We start from the raw sequence: 19,786 nt of genomic DNA, 5'->3' as shown, positions 1-19,786 counted from the left end.
GGGTGAGGAAATGCCCCCGCGCCGACCCGCCTCTGGGCCGACCCTGAGCGACCTGCGGACCCGCCCACTACGAGGCGGGGGACGGCTGGAAGGCCACGGCGCCGATGCGGGTTCCGGAGGTGCGGGCACGGCGTGCGTGCACCTCGACAGAGACCGCTCACGGGGAGTCGCAGGACCGGGACGTCGGAGACGCCGCGACGAGACAGACGGCACCGGCCGGGGACCATGCCCGGTCGATGCCGCGGGGTGCCGCGGGGATCGGATCCCGCGCGTACTTGGCCGACACCTGGGTTCCCGCGGCGTCCCGCGTCCCTCGTGCTCGCCTCCCGGGCCATGCCCCCGGCGCCACACCGCGCGCGGGGACGATCACGCGTGTCCGCGAGCCTCGGCGTTTCGCGCCCGAATCGGCGCCGGAGCGCCCCCCGGCCGGAGCGGGCGCTCCGGCCCGCGGCGACCCGCGACCCCTGGAAAGTTGACGGCGGCCCGGCGGACTGCCATCCGCCCGTCCGACACGTCCGCCCGCCCGCGACATCCTCGAGTCCGAAGAGCCCATGACCGACCTGATCGAGACGATCCGCCGGACGCTCGTGCCGATCCACAAGGAGGGCTATCCCTTCATCCTGATCGGCATCGTGCTGACGGTGCTGGCCGGCTACTTCTCCCAGTTCTTCGGCTGGATCTTCCTGATCCTCACCCTCTGGGTCTGCTACTTCTTCCGCGATCCGGAGCGCGTCACCCCGGTGGCGGACGGGCTCGTGATCTCGCCCGCCGACGGGCGCGTGAACCTCATCGCCACCGTCCTGCCGCCGCCCGAGCTCGACCTGCCGCAGGTGCCGACCCTGCGGGTCTCCGTGTTCATGAACGTGTTCGACTGCCACGTGAACCGGGTGCCGGTGGCGGGCCGGATCGGCCAGATCCACTACACGCCGGGCCTGTTCCTCAACGCCGAGCTCGACAAGGCCAGCGACGACAACGAGCGCAACGGCATGGTCATCGAGACGACCCATGCCGGCCAGCCGAAGCGGGTCGGCGTGGTGCAGATCGCCGGGCTCGTGGCGCGGCGCATCGTCGGCTTCGTCGCGGCGGGCGACGTGCTCGGCGTCGGCGAGCGGTTCGGCCTGATCCGCTTCGGCTCGCGGGTGGACGTGTACCTGCCGGCCGGCTCGACCGTGCTGGTCGGCCTCGGCCAGAAGGCGGTGGCCGGCGAGACGGTGCTGGCCGATCTCGGCGGCGGCCCGGAGCGGCTGTTCAAGCGGATCTGAGGCGGCCATGGACGATCTCTTCCCGCCCTTCGCGCCCGACCCGAACGAGCCGCGGCCGCGCCGGTTCAAGCCGGTGCCGTTCCGGATGATCGCGCCCAACATGATCACCCTGATGGCGCTCTGCCTCGGGCTGACGGCGATCCGGCTCGCCTTCGAGGGCAAGTTCGAGCCCGCCGTCATCGCCGTGGTGGTGGCCGGGGTGCTCGACGGCATCGACGGGCGGGTGGCGCGGCTGCTCAAGGGCACGTCGCGCTTCGGCGCGGAGCTCGACTCGCTCGCCGACTTCGTGAATTTCGGCTGCGCCCCGGCGCTCATCCTCTACGGCTTCGTGCTGTTCCACCTGAAGTCGGTCGGCTGGATCGTGGCGCTGATCTTCGCCATCGCCATGGCGCTGCGCCTCGCCCGCTTCAACGCGATGCTGGACGACCCGAACCGGCCGGAATGGAAGAAAGACTTCTTCGTCGGCATGCCGGCGCCGGCAGGGGCGCTCACCGCGATGCTGCCGCTCTACCTGCACTTCCTGGGCTTCGGCATCGAGACCTGGGCGGCGCCCGCGGTCCTGATCTACGTGCTGTGCATCGCCCTGCTGGTCGTCTCCACGGTCCCGACCTACTCGGGCAAGACCATGGGCAAGCGCGTGCCGCGCAGCCTCGTCCTGCCGATATTCCTGTTCGGCGTGGCGGCTTTCGGCATCCTCATCAGCTACCCGTTCGAGGCCCTGGTGGCGGTGAGCGGCGGCTACCTGCTGACCATCCCGGTCGTCGCCGCCCAGTATCGCCGGCGGCTCAAGGCGGAGCCGGCGCTCCCGGCCGGGGAGCGGCCGGCGGCCGGGGCGGACGCGCAGCCCGAGAGCGGCGCGGAGGCGCGGCCGCCGGCCGTCTAGCCGGACCGGGCGCTGGCCGCCGCGGGATTCTCCCCTACCTTGGCAGCGTTCGTGGAGGGGGTTCCGGAGATGCTCGAGGAATTCAAGAAGTTCGCGCTGCGCGGGAACGTGGTCGATCTCGCGGTCGGCGTGATCATCGGCGCGGCCTTCGGGGCCATCGTCAATTCGGCCGTGCAGGACATCTTCATGCCGGTGATCGGCGCGGTCACGGGCGGGCTCGATTTCTCGAACTACTACATCCCGCTCTCGTCCAAGGTGCAGGCCGGCCTGCCCTACGTGGACGCGAAGAAGCAGGGCGCCGTTCTCGGCTACGGCCAGTTCCTGACGCTGACGCTCAACTTCGCCATCGTCGCCTTCGTGCTGTTCCTGGTGATCCGGGCGATGAACCGTCTCCAGCACGCCGAGGTCAAGAAGCCCGACGAGGTGCCGGCCGACGTGAAGCTGCTCTCCGAGATCCGCGACCTGCTGGCGACGAAGCCGCGCGTCTGACGGCTCAGCCCGCGCGCGTGTCGTCGTCCGACGGCTTCACGCCGAAGGCGTCGAGGATCTGGTCGAGGGCCTGCCCGACAGCGCCGGTGCCCTCCTCGTGGGTCTTCAGGCGGGTCTCGAGCCTGCGGATCTGCGGCTCGAACGCGTCGGGCACCGGGTCGTCGCCCAGGAAGCGCGGCTTGTCGGTCCCGACCGGCAGGACGCTGCGCAGCTGCTGGCCGAGATGGTCGCGCACCGGTTCCGGCAGGGTGGATTTCGGATCGGTGGGAGTGTCGCTCATGGTCGCCTCACGGGTCGAACCGTCGTCAACGGCCGGACGGATGAAGCGTTGCGCCGGCGGCCGCGTCTGCGGGAATGCCCCCGGAGCCAAGCTCCGGGGGCGTTCGGGCCGGCACGAGACCGGCCCAGGGTCTTAGTCGATGACCTCGACGATGCGGTGACCGCGGTCGACCAGCACCGGGCGGTCGTTCACCACGGTGTAGCGGTAGCCCGGCTGCACGCGGTACTCGCTCGGCACGTCGTAGTAGGTCACGCCCGAGTTCGGCAGGGTGGTGCCGACGGCGACGCGGCCGTCGTAGTCGTACGAGCGGACGTTGCGCTCGCGGACGTAGCTGCGGAAGCGCGGGGCCATGTCGACGCCGAGGATGCCGCCCACCGTGCCGGTGGCCGCGCCGACCGCGCCGCCGACGATGCCGCCGATCGGGCCTGCCGCGTCGGCACCCGCGGCGGCGCCGCGCTCGGCGCCCGGGATGGTGCCCTGGGCCTGGGCGGCCAGCGGCAGCGAGAGGGCGAGGGCCGAGGCGGCGATGAGGGTCTTGAAGGTCATGCGGTGCGTCTCCGTTCCGTGGTGTTTCGCCGCGCGGGCGCAGCGAAGCTCGGGCCGGTAACGCCCGATCCCCGGAATCGGATGCATCTTTTTTTGTGGAGCGCCGGACCGTGGCTGGCCGGCCGCCTACGCGTCCTTGGGCATCGCCGACTGGATGAACCGGTCGGAGCCGAGATCCTCCTCGTCGTAGCCCAGGAGCTCCGCGAGGCGGCCGCGGGCGCGGCTGACGCGGCTCTTCACGGTGCCGACCTTGCAGCCCATGATCGTCGCGGCCTCCTCGTAGGAGACGCCCTCGGCGCCGACCAGCACCAGCGCCTCGCGCTGGTCCGGCGGCAGCTTGGCGAGCGCCGATTGCAGGTCCTCGACGTCGAGCCTGTCGCCCTGGTGCGGCGCGGTGGCGAGCCGGGCCGCGTAGGACCCGTCCTGGTCCTCGACCTCGCGGACCCGCTTGCGATGGTCCGAGTAGAAGATGTTGCGCAGGATCGTGAACAGCCACGCGTTCAGGTTCGTCCCCGGCTGGAACCGGGCGCGGTGCTGCCAGCCCTTCAGCAGGGTGTCCTGGACGAGGTCGTCCGAGCGGGCCGGGTTCGAGGTCAGCGACAGCGCGAAGGCGCGCAGCGACGGCACGGCCGCGAGCAGGCCGTTGCGGAATTCGGGCTCGATCGCCTCGCCCCGGGCGCGCAGCGCCGCCTCGAGCTTCTCGATCAGCTCGGCGAAGCGGGACGGCAGCGTCTCCTCGCCGATCCGGTCGTAGACCGTGCGCAGGTGCTCCCCGAGATGCGTGCGGATGCCGGGCGCCAGGTTCGGGCGGCCATCCCGAGTCCCGTCCTCCTGGGACAGGACGGTGTCGGTGTCGTCGCGGGTCATGCGTATCGCGCTCGTCAACTCATCGTGGCTCGACCTGTGGTCCGGAGCGGGTCGAGGCGGAGCGCTTGCCGGCTCGACCCGGTGCGGAAGTCCGGCCGATGCGCTCCTGTTACCGGGATTCTAGCGCATCGGGCGCGGGCATGCACCCTCAGGCAAAACACACTTAAGCTAAGTTCGCCGGTCTCAACAGCCGGATCGCCCCGTCGCGCAGGGTCAGGACGTCGCCGCGGGCGAGATCGGTCCAGCACTCGTCCCGGGTCAGCGCCTGCGTGGCGATGACCGTCACCACGTCGTGCTCGGTGGTCTCCTGGGCGAAATCCACCTGCCAGTCCTCGTCGATCAGGGTGGCCTTCCCGAAGGGGGCGCAGCGGGTGAGGTAGCAGAGGCGCTTGCCGCAATGGGCGTAGAGGGTGCGGCTGTCGGTGAGCAGCATGTTGAACACGCCGAGCGCGTGCAGCTCGCCCGCGAGGTCGGCCACCGCCCGGTCGAGGGTCTCGGGGCGGGGCAGGGCGCGGAACCGGGCGTGGAGCCGGCCGAGCATCCAGCAGAAGGCGTGCTCGCTGTCGGTGGATCCGATCGGCATGAAGCCGCCCAGCGGCAGCCGCTTCACGCCCTTGAGCTGACCGTTATGCGCGAAGGTCCAGCGGCGGCCCCACAACTCCCGGGAGAACGGGTGGGTGTTCTCCAGGCTGACCCGGCCGCGGTTGGCCTTGCGGACATGGGCGACCACGATCCGGCTCTTGATCGGCATGTCGCGCAGGAGCCGGGCGAGCTGCGAGCGGGCGCTGGGCTCCGGCTCGTGGAAGCTGCGACAGGTGCGGCCGTCGTAGAAGCTGATACCCCAGCCGTCGGCGTGCGGCCCGGTCTCGCCGCCGCGCCGGGCGAGGCCCGCGAAGGAGAAGCGGATGTCGGTCGGCACGTTGGCGCTCATGCCGAGCAGTTCGCACATCGTCTTTCAGCCGGGCCATGCGGGGAAGCGGCCCCGTTTAGGAGCGTTCGGCCGTCCCGACAACGGCTTTCGCGCGGGTCAGCGGGCGAGATAGTCGGTCAGCGTCATGCCGACCATGATGGCGACCCAGAAGAAGCCGAGCCCCGAGAACAGCCGGATCAGCGGCGGCTCGTGGATCACCTCCATGGAGACGAGGAGGATCAGCGCCACCATCACGGCGACGACCGCGAGCTCCACGATCCAGACCTGCGCGAAGGGGAGGGTGGTGCCCAGCGTCACGTTGACGGCGAGCAGGGCGAGCAGCGCCAGGAAGGTGAGGACGGGCGTGCGCAGGCGCTTCCGGAGCAGGGCGCGGTCGTCGGCGCTCAGGGTCGCGAGGGGGTTCCGCATCCTACCGGTTCACCACGTAGAGGATCGGGAAGGCGAGGATCCAGACCAGATCGATGAAGTGCCAGTACAGGCCGTAGACCTCGATCCAGTTCTGGTGTCGGGCGAGGAACCCGGCCCTGGCGGCCATCCACGTCATGCCGAGCAGGAGCGCGATGCCGGTGAACAGGTGCAGCGCGTGGAGCAGCGTGGCGACGTAGTAGAGGTTCACGAACAGCCGCGCCGCCGGCGTCTCGGCGAGGGCGAAGGGCCGGTCGCTGAGGAACGGCATCATGTGCTCGGCCCAGTCGGCGTAGTACTCGTAGCCCTTGAGCACGAGGAACAGGCCGCCCAAAGCCGCGGTCGCCAGCATCGCCCGGACCATGGCGCGCTGCCAGCCCATGCGCGAGAACTCGATCGCCATCGACATGGTCAGGCTGGAGCAGATCAGCACCACGGTGTTGGTGGCCCCGATCCAGAACTTCAGGTGCTTGGCCGCCGCGACCGTCGCCTCGGGGTGCTGGATCCGGGTGATCAGCGCCACCAGGAACAGGGCCGCGAACAGCAGCAACTCGGTGATCAGCCACGCCCAGATGCCGAGCGTCGCCGCCTCGCGCTGCTGCGCCACGCTCTCGAAATGGTGGGCGCGGGCAATCCCGACGCCGTCGGCGAGGGGCTCGCTCATCCGTGCTGGTCCCGGGCTTCCTGGGCCTGGATCGGGTAGTCGTAGGGGATGCGCGGCACCTCCGGCGGGGACAGGAAATTGTGCGTCGGCGGCGGGGACGACGTCTCCCACTCGAGCCCCTTCGCGTTCCACGGGTTGGCGGGCGCCTTCCGCCCGAACCAGAGGGAGTAGACGAGGTAGAGCATCGGGAAGAGGTAGCCCGCCGCCAGGATCGTGGCGCCGGCCGAGGACAGGACGTTCAGGAGCTGGAACTCGGCCGGGTAGGTCGCGTAGCGCCGCGGCATCCCCAGATAGCCGAGGATGAACTGCGGGAAGAAGGTCACGTTGAAGCCGAGGAAGATCAGCAGCGCCGAGACCCGCCCCCAGGGCTCGCTGTACATCCGGCCGGTGAATTTCGGCCACCAGAAATGCAGCCCGCCGAGGAAGGCCAGCACCGTGCCGCCGACCATGATGTAGTGGAAGTGCGCGACCACGAAGTAGGTCGCGTGGATGTGCTGGTTGATGGCGAGCGTCGCGAGGTAGAGCCCGGTGAGCCCGCCGAGCACGAACAGGCCGATATAGCCCATCGCGTAGAGCATCGGCGTGTCGAGGCGCAGCGCCCCCTTATGGATCGTGGCCGTCCAGTTGTAGACCTTCACGGCGGAGGGCACCGCCACCGCGAAGGACAGGGCGGAGAACACCAACGAGGCCAGGTCGCTCTGGCCGTTGACGAACATGTGGTGGCCCCACACGAAGAAGGTCACCGAGGCCAGCCCGATCGAGGCGTAGGCGACGAAGCGGTAGCCGAACAGCTTCTTCTGCGCGAAGGCCGGGACGATCTCGGAGATCACCCCCATGCCGGGCAGGACCATGATGTAGACGGCCGGGTGCGAGTAGAACCAGAACAGGTGCTGGAACAGCACCGGGTCGCCGCCGTAGGCCGGGTCGAACACGCCGATGTGGAAGGCACGCTCCGCGATCAGCAGGATCAGCGCGGTGGTGATGACGGGGGTGGCGAGCAGGAAGATCAGGCTCGTGGCGTAGTGCGACCAGACGAAGATCGGCAGCTTGAACCACGTCATGCCGGGCGCCCGCATGGTGTGGATCGTGACCACGAAATTGAGCCCGGTCAGGATCGACGAGAAGCCCACGATCGTGACGCCGATCAGCGCCGGCAGCACCCAGGTGTTCGAGAAGGCGGTGGAGAGCGGCGCGTAGAAGGTCCAGCCGGTGTCGACGCCGCCGAGCACCACCGAGACCAGGGTGAACAGGGCGCCGGCCATGAACACGTACCAGCTCGTCAGGTTGAGCTTCGGGAAGGCGAGGTCCTTGGCCCCGATCATCAGCGGGATCAGGAAGTTGCCGAAGGTCGCGGGGATCGACGGGATCAGGAAGAACCAGACCATCACCACCCCGTGGATGGTGAAGGCCTTGTTGTAGGTGTCGTTGGTCATGATCGCGCCGTTCGGCACGACGAGCGCGAGGCGCACCACGCCGGCCGCCAGGGCCCCGATCACGAAGAAGCCGGTGATCGAGGCGAGGTAGAGGATCGCGATGCGCTTGTGATCGGTGGTGAGGAACCACGAGCGCAGGGTCGATTCCGCGTGCAGGTAGTCGGATTTTCGCCCGATCGTGGATTCCGGGGCGTGGGGTTCCCGGCGGGCGGTGCCGCCGACGCTGCCCGATGCGCTCATCGTGTCGCTCCCGGCAGCGCCGCGTCCGCGGCCTTGCCGGAGGCCGGACCCGCGTAGGATTTCAGGAAATCGATCAGCGTGCCGAGTTCGTCCGCCGGGATCCGGCCGGCGAAGCTCGGCATCACCTGCTTGCCACCGCCGGCGAGCCGGTCACCGTTCGGGTTCAGGATCTTCTCGCGCAGCCACGCGTCGTCGGCGGTGACGGTGCGCCCGTCCGCGAGCTTGACTTGGCTGCCGTAGAGGCCCGCGAGGCTCGGCGCCTTCACGGACGAACCGGGGTCGTGGCAGCCGGCGCAGCCATAGGCCTCGTAGAGCGCCCGGCCCGCCGCGACCTTGCCCTGCTGCGCGCCGGCGTGGGTCAGCCAGTCCTGGTAGTCGCCGGGATTCATGAAGGTGACCTCGCCGCCCATCACGGAATGGTCGGTGCCGCAATATTCCGAGCAGTAGAGATGGTAGGTGCCGGTCTTCTCGGCCTTGAACCACAGGTCGGTGTAGCGGTCGGGCAGGGCCGCCACCTGCATCCGCACGGCCGGCAGGTAGAGGGCGTGGATCACGTCCTGGCTGATGATGTGCAGCCGGATCGGCTGGCCGATCGGCAGGTGCAGGTTGTTGATCTCGGACTGGCCCGTCGGGTGCTGGAACTTCCACATCCACTGCCGGCCGATCACCTCGACCACCATGGCGTCGGGGGGCGGGTTCTTCGACTCGACGAACAGCCGGGCGCCCCAGACGAAGAAGATCAGCGTCAGCAGGAACGGGATCAGCATCCAGCTGATCTCGATGAGGTTCGACCGGATGCCCGAGGGGCTCCGGTCCGCCTCGGAGCCCTCGCGGTAGCGCAGGGCGAAGTAGGTGATCGCCACGAAGACCGGCACGGTCAGCAGCAGCGTCAGCACCGTGAAGGCCAGGATCAGCCAATCGGTCTCGATCGCCGTGGCGGAGACCGCGGCGGGCCAGAGTTGGAGGGAATCGTGGCTCGGCGTCATCGCGCAGCGGGCTCCGCCGGTTCGAGGGAGCGGCCGACGGTCAGGTCCATGGCGCGCCCGATCGGGATGCGGGCACGGGTGCGGGCCTCGTCCCGGTAGCCGTAGCCGGAGAGGCGCGCCGCGGCCTCGGCCCGCTCGCGGTCCAGGTCGGCGTAGGGGTCGGCCTGCAGGTTCGGCGGCGGCGGCGCCAGCCGCGTCGTCTGCTGCGGCGTCAGGGTGGGCAGCGCCCGGCGCTGGCTCGCCGCGAAGGTGCCCATCAGCCAGACCATCGCGCCGACGACCGCCAGCGCCGCGAGCGCGAGGCCCGCCATCACCAGCACGGTGTTGCGGACGTTGACGTCGCGCGTCTCGTGCCCGGGATCGTCGGGATGGCGCTGCGTGTTGGCCGCCGGGCGCGGCGGCCGCCCGTTCAGGAGGCCGCTGCCGCGCAGGGTCAGCCCCGCGAGGATCGCCGGGATCAGGCCGGTGGGTCCGTCCGCGCTCATGCCGGCCTCCCGGCGCGGCGGGCGGTCGAGGCCGCGCGGTCGGCGCGCGGACGCATCAGCGGGCGCAAAGCGGCCGCGAGGCAGGCCACGGCGCCGGCGGCCAGCACGTCGCTCGGGCGGAGGAAGAAGCGGTCGCGCACCGCCGGGGTGATCAGCCAGAACATCTCCAGGGCGTGGATGGCGAGCGCCGCGCCGGCCAGGATCCGGGTGGTCGGGCGGCCCGGCCGCAGGGTCGCGAGACCGGCCAGGACCACGACCGCGCCGGCCACGATCGCCAGTGCCCGCCCGACCCAGCCGCCGCGGGCGAGGTACCACGCCACCTCGGGCGGCAGGTTGGCCGACCAGACGATCAGGAACTGCACGAAGTGCATGTAGGCCCAGAGGCCGAGGAGCACGACGAGGGGGACGAGCCGGCCCCGGCCGGGGGCCGTGCGGCCGCGCCCCACGGGCTCCGGCTCCTCCCAGGCCAGCAGGATCGCCGCCGCGAAGGCGAGGCCGCTCCACGCCGTCATCACCAGGAGACCCAGGAGGGTGGAGTCGAGCCGCGGATCGAGGGAGGCGACGACGTCGGTGACGAACAGCGTGCCGATGACCGCGTGCAGGCCCACCGCCGGCACGGTCCGCCCCTCGCCGGGCGCGTCGAACGGTCTGGCGAAGCGCAGCGCCAGCCAGGTCCAGGCCGCGAGGTAGGCGATGACCCGGACCGCGAAGAACGGCACCGTGAACCACAGAGCGGCCAGCGGCGTGCGCGCCGGGGCGCTCACCCACGGATAGAGCAGGGGCGCGGCGGCCAGCAGCGGCAGCGCCAGCACGGCCGCGACCGGCATCAGCGCCGTCAGCCGGCGCAGGCCCGCCAGCATCTCGATGCCGCCGCGCTCGCGGACCCGCTTGCCGAAGCGCTCGGCCACGATGACCACCGGCAGGGCGCCGACCGGCAGGGCGAGGAGGACCAGCCACGCCGCGAGATACGAGGCCGCGGCTCCGCGCCAGCCGCCCGCGATCAGGCAGACGGCCAGGAGGACGAGGCCGGCGAGGCCGAGAAGGGCGGGGCGCCTCACCGCGTCGCCTCCAGCCGCGCGCGATCCGCCTCGGGCAGGCTCGCCACCGGGGCGTCCTGGCTGAGCTGAAGGGCGCGGACGTAGGCGACGATCGCCCAGCGGTCGGCGGAGGGGATCATCTGGGCCATGCCGAACATCGCCTTCCGGCCGTTCGAGATGGCGTCGTAGAGGTCGGACGCGGAGGCCGCGCGCACCGGCCCGGCGGTGAGGTCGCCGGCGGACGGGAAGCCCCGGGCCACGATCATCCCGGCGCCGCGGCCGTCCTGCCCGTGGCAGGGGGTGCAGAACACGCCGTAGCGCTCACGGCCCTGGTCGAGCAGCGCCCGGCTGATCGCCTGCGGCTGCGGCGCCGCGCGGGCCGGATCGATCCGCGGCACGGTGCCGGCCACCGGCTGGCGCATCGTGATCTCGCGGGGGAAGAACGGGTTCTTGTCCCAGGTCTTGGCCCGCGCCTGATCGGCCATGTCGGCCTCGCCGCAGGCGGCGAGCGGCGCGAGGGCCAGGCAGGCGAGGAGGGCGCGCGGCCCGGCGCGGCGGGCGGTGCGGCGGACGACGCGCCTCATCGCGGGATCCGCCGGATCTCGAGGGGGCGCCCGGCCTCGGCCGGCAGGGAGGCGAGCCGCCGCTCGATCCGCGCCGCGTCGAACCGGTCGCCCCGCGCCTCCGCGGAGAGGAAGAACCGGTCCTCCGAGGCGCGCAGGAAGCCCGGGATGTTGAAGGCCGGGTGGTTCAGGCGCGGCAGGCGGTTGAGCACGAGGAGCGCGAGGTGGATCGCCACGCAGCCCGCCATCATCGCGAAGGAGACGCTGGGGACCACGAAGGAGGGCCAGGACAGGCGCGGGCGGCCGCCGATCAGGAACACGTAGTCGTAGGCCGTGGCGTAGACGCACAGCGCGAAGAAGCCGAAGCCACCGAGCAGGGCCCCGGCGAGGGCGTAGGGCAGGATCGAGCGCCCCTCCAGGCCCAGGGGCCGCAGGGTGCGGGGCATCGGCACCGGTCCGTGCCCGTCGAGATGGACGTGGTCCGGGCCGATCCCGGACACCGCCTGGAGGGCGGCAGCGAGGTCGCCCTGGCTCGCGAAGGTAGCCGACACGCCCCACAGGGGCGCGGTGACCGGGTTCTCCTCGGGGCGACCCGTGGCCCCGGACGCGGCCGCGCGGGCGGCCTCCTGCGCGGCCGGCGACGCCGTCAGGGCGAGGCGGCGGCTCTCGACGATCGAGACGGCCGGCAGGTAGCGCAGGAACAGGAGCAGCAGGGTCAGGAACAGCCCGATCGAGCCCGCGAAGGTGGCGATGCCCCAGATGTCGGTCGTGTAGGGCAGCCTCGAGGAGGGCAGGAAGTCCTGCGTCAGGGTGACGACCAGGACCATGACGTGGTCGGCGTAGGCACCGATCGCCACGAGCAGCCCCACCGCCGCGATCGCCGGCGGCGCCGTGCGGGCGCGGGCCGACCACAGGATCTGCGCGGGCAGGACGAGGCACAGGACCGCCGTCCAGGACACCAGGGCGTGGTCGCCGGTCATGCGCCGGACCAGGACGCCGCGCCCCTCGGCGTCGCCGTTGAGGAAGGTGTCGAAGTACTCGGCCGCGTAGCAGTAGGCGCTGGCGCAGCCGAGGCAGAGCAGCAGCCGCCCGAGGACGTCGAGATGGCGGTCCGTCACCAGGGCGTCGAGGCCGTAGACGAGGCGGATCAGCATCACGGTCACCGCCGTGACGCCGACGCCCGAATAGACCGCGTTGACCAGGAAGCTCACCGGCAGCAGCGTGCTGTGCCAGCCGGGCATCAGCGAGCCCGCCAGCATGACCGAGGCCCCGGTCTGGACCGAGACCACCAGCAGCACGCCGAGGAGCGCCACCGTCCGGTAGGCCTGGACCCAGATCTGCCAGTGGGCCGCCGAGCCGCGCCAGCCCGAGGCGAGGATGCCGTAGACCTGCGCGCGCAGGAGGGCGAGCTTGCGGGTCGGCGCCTTCGCGTCGAACTGGCGGAGCGCCTCGACGTGGGCCCGGTCGCGCAGCGTCGCGAGGTCCGGCAGCAGGCCGATGAACCAGAGGCTGACGCAGATCACCAGGAACGACACGATGTCGATCGCGTCCCACAGGAGCGGCGAGCGGAACTGCGGCCAGAGATCGTAGGTGTTGGGGTAGGGCAGGTTCCAGAAGAAGAACCAGGGCCGCCCGAGATGGATGATCGGGTAGAGGCCGGCGGCCGCGGTGGCGAGCAGCGCCAGGGTCTCGGCGACGCGGTTCACTGCCCCGCGCCACTCCGCGCCGAGCAGGAGCAGGATCGCCGAGACCAGCAGGCTGCCGGAGGCGACGCCGATCCACCAATCGTAGCTCGCGATGTCCAGCGCCCAGACGACGGCGTTGTTGTTCGCCCAGATGCCGGGGCCGGCGTAGAGCAGGTAGCCGAGGGTGAGGAGGAACAGGCCGAGGAGCGAGGCCGCCCCCGCGAAGGCGATCCACCAGCGGCGGTTACCGGGATGCGTCAGCGGGATCTCCGCGACCGCGCCGCCGATGTCCTCGAGGGTCGCGTCGGGCCGGATCAGGGCGCCGGACATGCTCAGCCCTCCCGTCCGTTGGGATCGGCGGCCGGGGCGAGCCCGGCGAGGTAGGTGGTGCGCGGCCGCGTGTTGAGATGCCCGAGGAGCGCGTATTCCCGCGTGTCCCGGCGGGCGGCCGAGACCTGGCTCCCCGGGTCGGCAACGTTGCCGAAGGTGATCGCCCGGGTCGGGCAGGCGCCCTGGCAGGCGGTCTCGACGCTCCCGTCGGGGATCGGCGCGTGGGCGTCCTTGGCCGAGGTGATCCGCGCCGCCGTGATCCGCTGGATGCAGTAGGTGCACTTCTCCATCACGCCGCGGGACCGGACCGTGACCTCGGGGTTGCGCTGCTGCTGCTCCACCGGGGTCGTGCCGCCGGTATAGTCGCGGTAGTTGAAGCGCCGGACCTTGTAGGGGCAGTAGCTCTGGCAGGTCCGGGTGCCGACGCAGCGGTTGTAGACCTGCAGGTTCAGGCCCTCGCTGTCGTGGAGCGTCGCCTCGACGGGGCAGCCGAGTTCGCAGGGCGCCTGCTCGCAATGCATGCAGGGCACCGGCTGGAAATGCGTGGTCGGCGCGTCGAGGCCGCCCGCGTAGTAGCGGTCGACCCGCAGCCAGCCCATCCAGCGGCCGAGCGCGACCTCCTCGCGCCCGACCACGGGGATGTTGTTCTCCGCCTGGCAGGCGGTGACGCAGGCGTTGCAGCCGATGCAGGCGTCGAGGTCGATGGCCATGCCCCACTGCGCGGCGACCCAGCGGTCCTGGCTCTCCGGGGGCGGGTAGAACGAGGCGGGGGTCGGCGCGCCCTTCGGGTCGCCCGCGGGCGCGGCGCCGAGCGCCTGGACGCGCACGAGGTCCTGCCCCTCCATCGTGCCGAGATGCTGAGTAGTGACCGGCTTGCGCACGCGGCCGGTCTTCGTCAGCCGGGCGCCGGCGAGGCGCCAGGTCGAACCGGCCGGGCGCAGGGGCGCGGAATCGTAGCCGAGGCCGCGGGCGAGGTGGTCCGGCACGTCGCGGCCGTAGCCCAGGGTGAGGGTGACGGTGTCGTCGGCCTGGCCGGGCAGGATCCAGGCCGGCCCCTCGACCGCGCGGCCGCCGGCCTCGACCCGCAGGATGTCGCCCGTCGCGATCCCCGCGCGCTCGGCGAGGCGCGGGCTCACCGCGACCACGTTCTCCCAGACCACCTTGGTCAGGGGCTTCGGGAGTTCCTGCAGCCACGCGAGGTCGGCGTGGGTGCCGTCCCAAATCGTCGGATCGGGCCGGAACAGCACCTCGACCTCGCCGGCGGACGCGGAGGATGGGGCGGCCGCGGGGGCCGCCGCCTGCGTCAGCGCGACGGTCTCGGCCGGGCGCGCGCTGCCCGCCCAGAAGCCGAGGCGCAGGGCCTCGGTGAAGCGGGCCTCGAAGGCCGCGTCGTCCTCGCCGGCGCTGCGCGCGCCCGCCTTGAGGAGGTCGAGGGCGTCCTGGCCGCTCTCCCCGCCCTCGCCGCCGGCCAGGAAGGCCAGCATCTCCGAGGGCGTCCGACCGTTGTAGAGGGGCGCGACGGTCGGCTGGATCAGCCCCACGGTCCCGTCGAGGGACCGGATGTCGCCCCAGGATTCCAGCGGGTGGGCGGCGGGCAGGTGCCAGTCGGCGTGCGCGCCCGTCTCGTCGTAGTAGAGTCCCGCGTGGATCTTGAGCGGGACGCGCGCCATCCGGGCGGCAAAGTCGAGGGCGCCCGGCGCCTCGTAGACCGGATTGGCGCCGAGCACGACGAGCGCCTTGACGGCACCCTGATCCATGGCCTCCGCGAGCTCTGCCAGGGTCCCGGCGCCCGTCTCCTCCGCGGGCGCCGTGTGGACCAGGGTCGTGCCGGTGTTGCCGAGGGCGCCGTTGAGGCGGTGGACCAGTGCGTGCAGTTCCGGGCTCGCGGTCAGGCCGGCGGTGACGATGCCGCTTCCCCGGGCCTCGGCGAGCGCCGTGCCGGCGCCCCGCGTCCAGCGCGCGACGGGGTCGTCGCCCGCCGGCGCCGCGCCGCCGGCGGCCAGGGCGAGGAGGTCCCGGGCGAGGTCCTGCAGCCGGCCGGCCGGGACCGCGAGTCCGTAATCCGCTTTGGCGCTGGTCAGCGTCGGCGTCGGCGCCGCCGCGTGGAGGGTGAGGAGGCGCCCCTCCGCGTAGGCCGCGCGCCGCGCCTCGCTCCAGCGCCGCGACAGGCCGACCTGGCCGGGCCCGAGGTCCAGGAAATCGCCGTCCAGCGCCACGATGGTGCGGGCGCGGCCGAAATCCGGGATGGTCTCCAGCGGCCGGCCGTAGGCCTGGCGGGCGCCCTCGTAGATCCCGCCGCGGCCGGCCCCGGCGCCGGTGTACCAGCGCAGAGCCGGGTAGGCGGCCCGCAGCCGCGCGATCTGGGCCGCCACGCCGGGCGACGTCACCGGGCCGGTGAGCAGGGCGAGACCCTCGCCCCGGCTCTCGCGCCAGCCCGGCATCCGCGCCTGAAGATCCGCCCGGAACGCCGGCCAGGAGCTCGGCCGGCCGAGATGCTGCACCGCCTGGGAGCGGAACGGGTCGTAGAGCCCGAGGACCGAGGCCTGGGCCAGCACGTCGGTGCCGCCGCGGCTCCAGGGATGCTCGGGGTTGCCCTCGATCTTCAGGGGGCGGCCGTTGCGGGTGGTGACCAGGATGCCGTTGCCGAAGCCGTCGAACACCGCCGAGGAGGCGTAGGACAGGTCCGTGCCGGGCACGATCCGCTCGGGCTGGTTGACGTAGGGCACCTCGTAGTCGCGGCCGCTGCCCCCGCCGCAGGCCGTGAGGCCGCCCAGCGCGAAGGAGGCGGCCATGAGCTTCAGGAAGCCGCGCCGCTCCGGGACAGCGGCGAGCCGGGACGCCGACGGGAACTCGGCCGCCAGGTAGGCGCGGAACTCGGGGCTGTCGGCCACGGCGTCGAGGCTGCGCCAGAAGCGCGGTCCGTCGCCGCCGGCGAGTTTTTCGCGCAGGGCCGCGATGTCGGGGGCGCCGGTCATCGGTGGCAGATCCCGCATTCGGTCAGCCGCTCCCCGCCGCGGATATGGTACTGGGCCACGAGCTTCGGGCCCAGACTCGCCTGATCGGCCGGCGGCTTCCAGGTCATGTTCCAGACCTGATCCGGCGTGCGGACGTACTTCTCCGGGGCCCGGTGGCAATCGAGGCAGAACTGCATCTCGAAGGCGTTGGCCCGGTAGGTCATCTGCATCGACGTGACGTCGCCGTGGCAGGTCGAGCAGCCGATCCCCTTCGTCACGTGGACGGAGTGGTTGTAGTAGACGTATTGCGGCAGCTTGTTCAGCCGCTTCCATTCCAGCGGCTTGTCCTGCGCGTAGCTGTCGCGCACCGGCTTGAGCATCTCGGAGCCGGTCCAGATCTGCGAGTGGCAGGTCATGCAGGTGTGCGTCGGCGGGATGCCGGCGGTGGCCTCCCGGTCGACCGTGGTGTGGCAGTAGCGGCACTGGATGCCGAGCTCGCCGGAATGGTGCTTGTGGCTGAACGGCAGCGGCTGGGCCGGCGCGATCCCGACACCCGTGACGTAGTTCGAGCGCACGATCCCGGCCGCCAGGACCGGGACGCCCACCAGGCAGGCCACGCCGGTCATCAGCGCGAGGCGGTAGAGCGCGTCGGCGCCGGGGGTGAACAGCTGCGCCATCAGGCCGTCCCGGACGTCGAGCCGGCCGTGCCGTGCCCTTCGGTCTGCTCAGCCCCTCGCCGCACGCGTCACCCCATCCTCTGGTCCCGCCCGAGATCGGCTGCGCCGGCACGCCCACGCGATGCGGTCCGGGCGGACGCGGCGACCGGACCTCGCGGCGCGCTCCGGATCGCGCCGCGTGCAGAGAATCGAACCTAGAGCGCTTCCAGACCAGGGCTAGAACTTGGATCAGTCCGGCCGACATGTCGCACGGGGCCGGGCCGCGCCGGCCGCCCTTTCCGCCGCGGCCCCGAAGGCCTATGCCGCGGACGGCGGCGGACCGCGGCGGACCCGCCCGATGCTGTCCGGAGACGCATGGAATCCGATCCTCTCCTCCTGACGTGGCGCGCCGCGCGGCCTCAGCACACCGTCGCGGCGGCCCTCGCGGTCGGGGTCGGCGCGCCGCTCTGCGCGCTCGCGCTCCTGTGCCTGCGCGACCTGATCGCGGTCCTGCCGCGCGACGAGGCGCCGGTCCTCCCGTTCCTGCGCGTGGCGGCGGAGCTCCCGGGCCGGGAACTGGTGCTCGTCCCCGGCATCCCGATGCGCCCCGCCGAACTCGAACTCACGGCCTTCCTGTGCATCGCGGTCTGCGCGCTGGCGCTGGCGGGGGTCGGCTGGTTCGTGGCGCGCCTGTGCTTCAAGGCGCAGAACAGGGCCGGGGACGCCGTCCGCGAGGGCGTGCTGCAGGCGATCCTCGACGCGCCCGCGGGCGCGCGGGACGAGGCGCGCGGCCTCACCCGGATCGTCGGCGAGGTGCTGGCCCGGGCCGACCGCCTGCTGGCCGCCGGCATCGTGCTGCCGGCGATGACCCTCGCGGCCCTGATCCTGGCCCTCGGCTTCGCGGCGCTCGCCGCGCCCCGGCTGGTCCCCGCGGCGGTGATCGGCCTCGCGGCGATCGGCCTCGCCTACGGGCTGGTTCTCGAGCGCGCGCGCGACCGGCACGAGCTGCGGCTGCGCTCGAGCGCGCGCGCCGAGGAGAGCCTGAACGACCTCGTCCGGCGGCTGCCCGCCGTGCGCAACCACGGCGCGGCGGCCATCGAGCGCCGTCGGATCGCCGCCCGCGTCGCCGCGATGCGGGCCAATGTCGGGCGGGCCGAGGCGCGACTGGCCTATGCCCGGGCGCCGGCCCTGGCCCTGGCGGTGATCCTTCCGGCCATCGCCGCCGGCACCGCGCTCTGGCGCTCGGGGCCGGGCCAGCCGCCCGCGGCCCCGGTGGATCCGGCCGCCCTCGTGGCGGCCGTGGGCGCCTTCGGCCTCGCCGGCTGGCTCGCGGCGATCTGCGCGCGGCTCTGGATGGTCCGCAGGTCGGTGCGCCCGCGCCTGCGCGACCTTGCCCGCACCATCGCGGCCCTCGAGGGGCGGCGGGCGCGGGCCGCCCGCAGCGGCGCCGCCGCCCTGCCGCTGCCCCGGTCCGGGATCCTGGCCACCGAGGGCGTCGGCGCCTTCGATCCGGCCACGGGCGAGCGCCTGACCGGCGTCGACGTGGCCGTGTCGATGCCGGGGCACGTGGCGATCACGGGCAGCCGCGGCAGCGGCGCCCGCGCGCTCGCGGCGGTGCTGGCCGGCCAGGTCGAGCCGACGGCCGGCGCCGTCACCTACGCGGGCACGGACCTGCGCGACTTCGACGCCGCCGAGCGCGCCCGGCGGATCGCCTTCACATCCGGCGAGGCGATCCTGATGGAGGGCTCCCTCCGGCAGAACCTGCTCTACGGCACCGATCCGGCGACCGCGCCCGACGACATCGCGCTGATCGGGATCAGCCGGCTCTCCGGCCTCGACGGCTTCGTGTACGCCCGCGGGCTGACCGGGCGGCTCGACCCGGCCGCCCAGCCGCGGCTCGCCGCCGCGATCGTCGCCGCGCGCCGCACCATGCGGGTGGCGCTGGCCGCCAAGGGCGCCGAGCGCCTCGTCGAGCCCTTCGACCCTGACCGCTACAACAACCAGGCGAGCATCGGCGAGAACATCCTGTTCGGCGAGCCGGTCGGCGGCACCTTCGCGCCCCTGCGCTTCGCCCGCCACCCCTACCTGCGGGCGGTCCTGGAGGCCGAGGGGCTGGTCCGGCCGCTCACCGAGATCGGCCTGTCGGTGGCCCGCAGCACGGTGGAGATCTTCGCCGACCTGCCCAACGACCACCCCCTGTTCGACGCCTACTCGCTGTTCCAGGCGGCCGAGCGGGGCTATTTCGAGGATCTCGTGGCGCGCCTGCCCGGGGCGGCGAGCCTGCGGCGGGGACCGGCGGGCCAGCGCGACCGCGCGCGGCTGATCGGCCTCGCGCTGCGCTACAACGAGTCCCGCCACCGCTTCGGCCTGATCGACGGCCCGTTCGAGGAGCGCCTCGTGCAGGCGCGCCGGTCCTTCGCCCGGATGCTGCCGGCCCACCTCGCCGGCGCGGTGGTCTTCCACGATCCCTCGCGGGTCAATCCGGCCGCGAGCCTGGAGGAGAACCTGCTGTTCGGCCGGATCAGCCTCGGCGAGGCCAATGCCGAGCCGCGGGTGCGCGAACTGGTGCGGCGGGTGCTGGCGGACGAGGGCCTCGAGGCCTCGGTCTACGGCCTCGGCCTCGACAGCAAGGTCGAGATCCAGCCCAGCACCGGGGCGCTGGCGGACGGCGCGATCAACGCCCGCGAGCGGGTGGCGATCGAGCTGAGCCGGTGCCTCGCCCGCGACCCCGACATCCTCGTGGTGGCGGTCGCGATGGACGAGCGGAAGGCCGAGGGCGCGCGCGAGCGTCTCGCCCAGCTGCGGCAGGCGCGGGCCGGGCGCGGCCTCATCGTCTTCCTGTCCGAGACGGGCCTCGCCGAGTGCGCCGCGCCGTTCGACGCGGTGATCGCCGTGGAGAACAGCGCGGTCGTCGCGCCCGTGCCGGCGGATGCCGAGCGGGAGCCGGAACCCGCGGCCTGAGGGGAACCGGCGGCGGTGCCCGTCCGCGGGGGAGGGGGCGCCTCCGCGGAGCGACGGGCGGACCGGACGCGCAGCCTCACGGCCGCCGCAATACTCCGTCAGGTCGCGAGGCCGCGCCCGTCCGGCAGC

The 19,786-nt window shown here is 72.6% G+C and carries 18 protein-coding genes; 4 read left to right on the top strand and 14 right to left on the bottom strand.

The genetic code is table 11. The features are described 5' to 3' along the window. Positions 1-551: 551 nt before the first annotated feature. From BMY19_RS21435 to mscL, 3 genes are all read left to right on the top strand, one after another. The gene (locus BMY19_RS21435) at positions 552-1,262 is read left to right on the top strand and encodes a phosphatidylserine decarboxylase (protein WP_020092368.1); all 711 of its coding nucleotides are present in this window, start codon (positions 552-554) and stop codon (positions 1,260-1,262) included. A 7-nt stretch (positions 1,263-1,269) separates the two neighbouring features. Continuing rightward, positions 1,270-2,145, top strand: a complete 876-nt coding sequence (locus tag BMY19_RS21430) for a CDP-alcohol phosphatidyltransferase family protein (protein ID WP_020092369.1) — start codon at positions 1,270-1,272, stop codon at positions 2,143-2,145. A gap of 69 nt (positions 2,146-2,214) precedes the next feature. Further along, positions 2,215-2,634 (top strand): large conductance mechanosensitive channel protein MscL, encoded by a 420-nt coding sequence (gene mscL, locus BMY19_RS21425; RefSeq protein ID WP_100252875.1) that lies wholly within the window; start codon positions 2,215-2,217, stop codon positions 2,632-2,634. Positions 2,635-2,638: 4 nt separating this feature from the next. On the opposite strand, the gene BMY19_RS21420 is transcribed toward mscL, so the two are convergent. The 14 genes from BMY19_RS21420 to BMY19_RS21355 all read right to left on the bottom strand — a co-directional run bounded on the left by BMY19_RS21420 (position 2,639) and on the right by BMY19_RS21355 (position 16,717). Further along, the gene (locus BMY19_RS21420; RefSeq protein WP_020092371.1) at positions 2,639-2,914 is read right to left on the bottom strand and encodes a hypothetical protein; all 276 of its coding nucleotides are present in this window, start codon (positions 2,912-2,914) and stop codon (positions 2,639-2,641) included. Positions 2,915-3,046: 132 nt separating this feature from the next. Beyond that, entirely contained in the window at positions 3,047-3,460 is a 414-nt protein-coding gene (locus BMY19_RS21415) for a DUF1236 domain-containing protein (RefSeq protein WP_020092372.1), read from the bottom strand. A 126-nt stretch (positions 3,461-3,586) separates the two neighbouring features. Next, positions 3,587-4,327, bottom strand: a complete 741-nt coding sequence (locus tag BMY19_RS21410) for a NepR family anti-sigma factor (protein ID WP_020092373.1) — start codon at positions 4,325-4,327, stop codon at positions 3,587-3,589. 163 nt (positions 4,328-4,490) lie between these two features. Further along, positions 4,491-5,276: a class II glutamine amidotransferase gene (locus BMY19_RS21405; protein ID WP_100252874.1), complete on the bottom strand. Its 786-nt coding sequence runs from the start codon at positions 5,274-5,276 to the stop codon at positions 4,491-4,493. Positions 5,277-5,354: 78 nt separating this feature from the next. Beyond that, entirely contained in the window at positions 5,355-5,666 is a 312-nt protein-coding gene (locus tag BMY19_RS21400) for an oxidase (RefSeq protein ID WP_100252873.1), read from the bottom strand. A 1-nt stretch (position 5,667) separates the two neighbouring features. Then, positions 5,668-6,327, bottom strand: coding sequence for a cytochrome c oxidase subunit 3 (locus BMY19_RS21395; protein WP_100252872.1), 660 nt, complete (start codon positions 6,325-6,327; stop codon positions 5,668-5,670). Then, positions 6,324-8,000 carry a cytochrome c oxidase subunit I gene (locus tag BMY19_RS21390; RefSeq protein WP_056523416.1) on the bottom strand — a complete coding sequence of 559 codons (1,677 nt, stop codon included), beginning with the start codon at positions 7,998-8,000 and terminating at the stop codon, positions 6,324-6,326. Before BMY19_RS21390 ends, BMY19_RS21395 begins: the two co-directional genes overlap by 4 nt. Next, positions 7,997-8,986 (bottom strand): cytochrome c oxidase subunit II, encoded by a 990-nt coding sequence (gene coxB / locus BMY19_RS21385; RefSeq protein WP_056523418.1) that lies wholly within the window; start codon positions 8,984-8,986, stop codon positions 7,997-7,999. The genes BMY19_RS21390 and coxB overlap by 4 nt, the downstream gene beginning before the upstream one ends. Next, positions 8,983-9,471 carry a hypothetical protein gene (locus BMY19_RS21380; RefSeq protein ID WP_100252871.1) on the bottom strand — a complete coding sequence of 163 codons (489 nt, stop codon included), beginning with the start codon at positions 9,469-9,471 and terminating at the stop codon, positions 8,983-8,985. Before BMY19_RS21380 ends, coxB begins: the two co-directional genes overlap by 4 nt. Then, entirely contained in the window at positions 9,468-10,529 is a 1,062-nt protein-coding gene (locus BMY19_RS21375) for a hypothetical protein (protein ID WP_100252870.1), read from the bottom strand. The genes BMY19_RS21380 and BMY19_RS21375 overlap by 4 nt, the downstream gene beginning before the upstream one ends. After that, on the bottom strand, positions 10,526-11,092 hold the full coding sequence (locus BMY19_RS21370) for a c-type cytochrome (protein ID WP_100252869.1): 567 nt from the start codon (positions 11,090-11,092) through the stop codon (positions 10,526-10,528). Before BMY19_RS21370 ends, BMY19_RS21375 begins: the two co-directional genes overlap by 4 nt. After that, entirely contained in the window at positions 11,089-13,086 is a 1,998-nt protein-coding gene (locus BMY19_RS21365) for a DUF3341 domain-containing protein (RefSeq protein WP_100252868.1), read from the bottom strand. Before BMY19_RS21365 ends, BMY19_RS21370 begins: the two co-directional genes overlap by 4 nt. 2 nt (positions 13,087-13,088) lie before the next feature. Beyond that, entirely contained in the window at positions 13,089-16,061 is a 2,973-nt protein-coding gene (locus tag BMY19_RS21360) for a TAT-variant-translocated molybdopterin oxidoreductase (RefSeq protein WP_100252867.1), read from the bottom strand. Next, positions 16,058-16,717 carry a cytochrome c3 family protein gene (locus tag BMY19_RS21355; protein ID WP_020092384.1) on the bottom strand — a complete coding sequence of 220 codons (660 nt, stop codon included), beginning with the start codon at positions 16,715-16,717 and terminating at the stop codon, positions 16,058-16,060. Before BMY19_RS21355 ends, BMY19_RS21360 begins: the two co-directional genes overlap by 4 nt. 354 nt (positions 16,718-17,071) lie before the next feature. Here BMY19_RS21355 and BMY19_RS21350 point away from each other — a divergent pair, with 354 nt between their 5' ends. After that, positions 17,072-19,657, top strand: coding sequence for a P-loop NTPase family protein (locus BMY19_RS21350; protein ID WP_100252866.1), 2,586 nt, complete (start codon positions 17,072-17,074; stop codon positions 19,655-19,657). Positions 19,658-19,786: the final 129 nt, after the last annotated feature.

The sequence above is a fragment of the Methylobacterium sp. UNC300MFChir4.1 genome, assembly GCF_900110155.1.
Taxonomy (GTDB): Bacteria; Pseudomonadota; Alphaproteobacteria; order Rhizobiales; family Beijerinckiaceae; genus Methylobacterium.
This window is presented reverse-complemented; position numbering and strand designations above follow the sequence as displayed.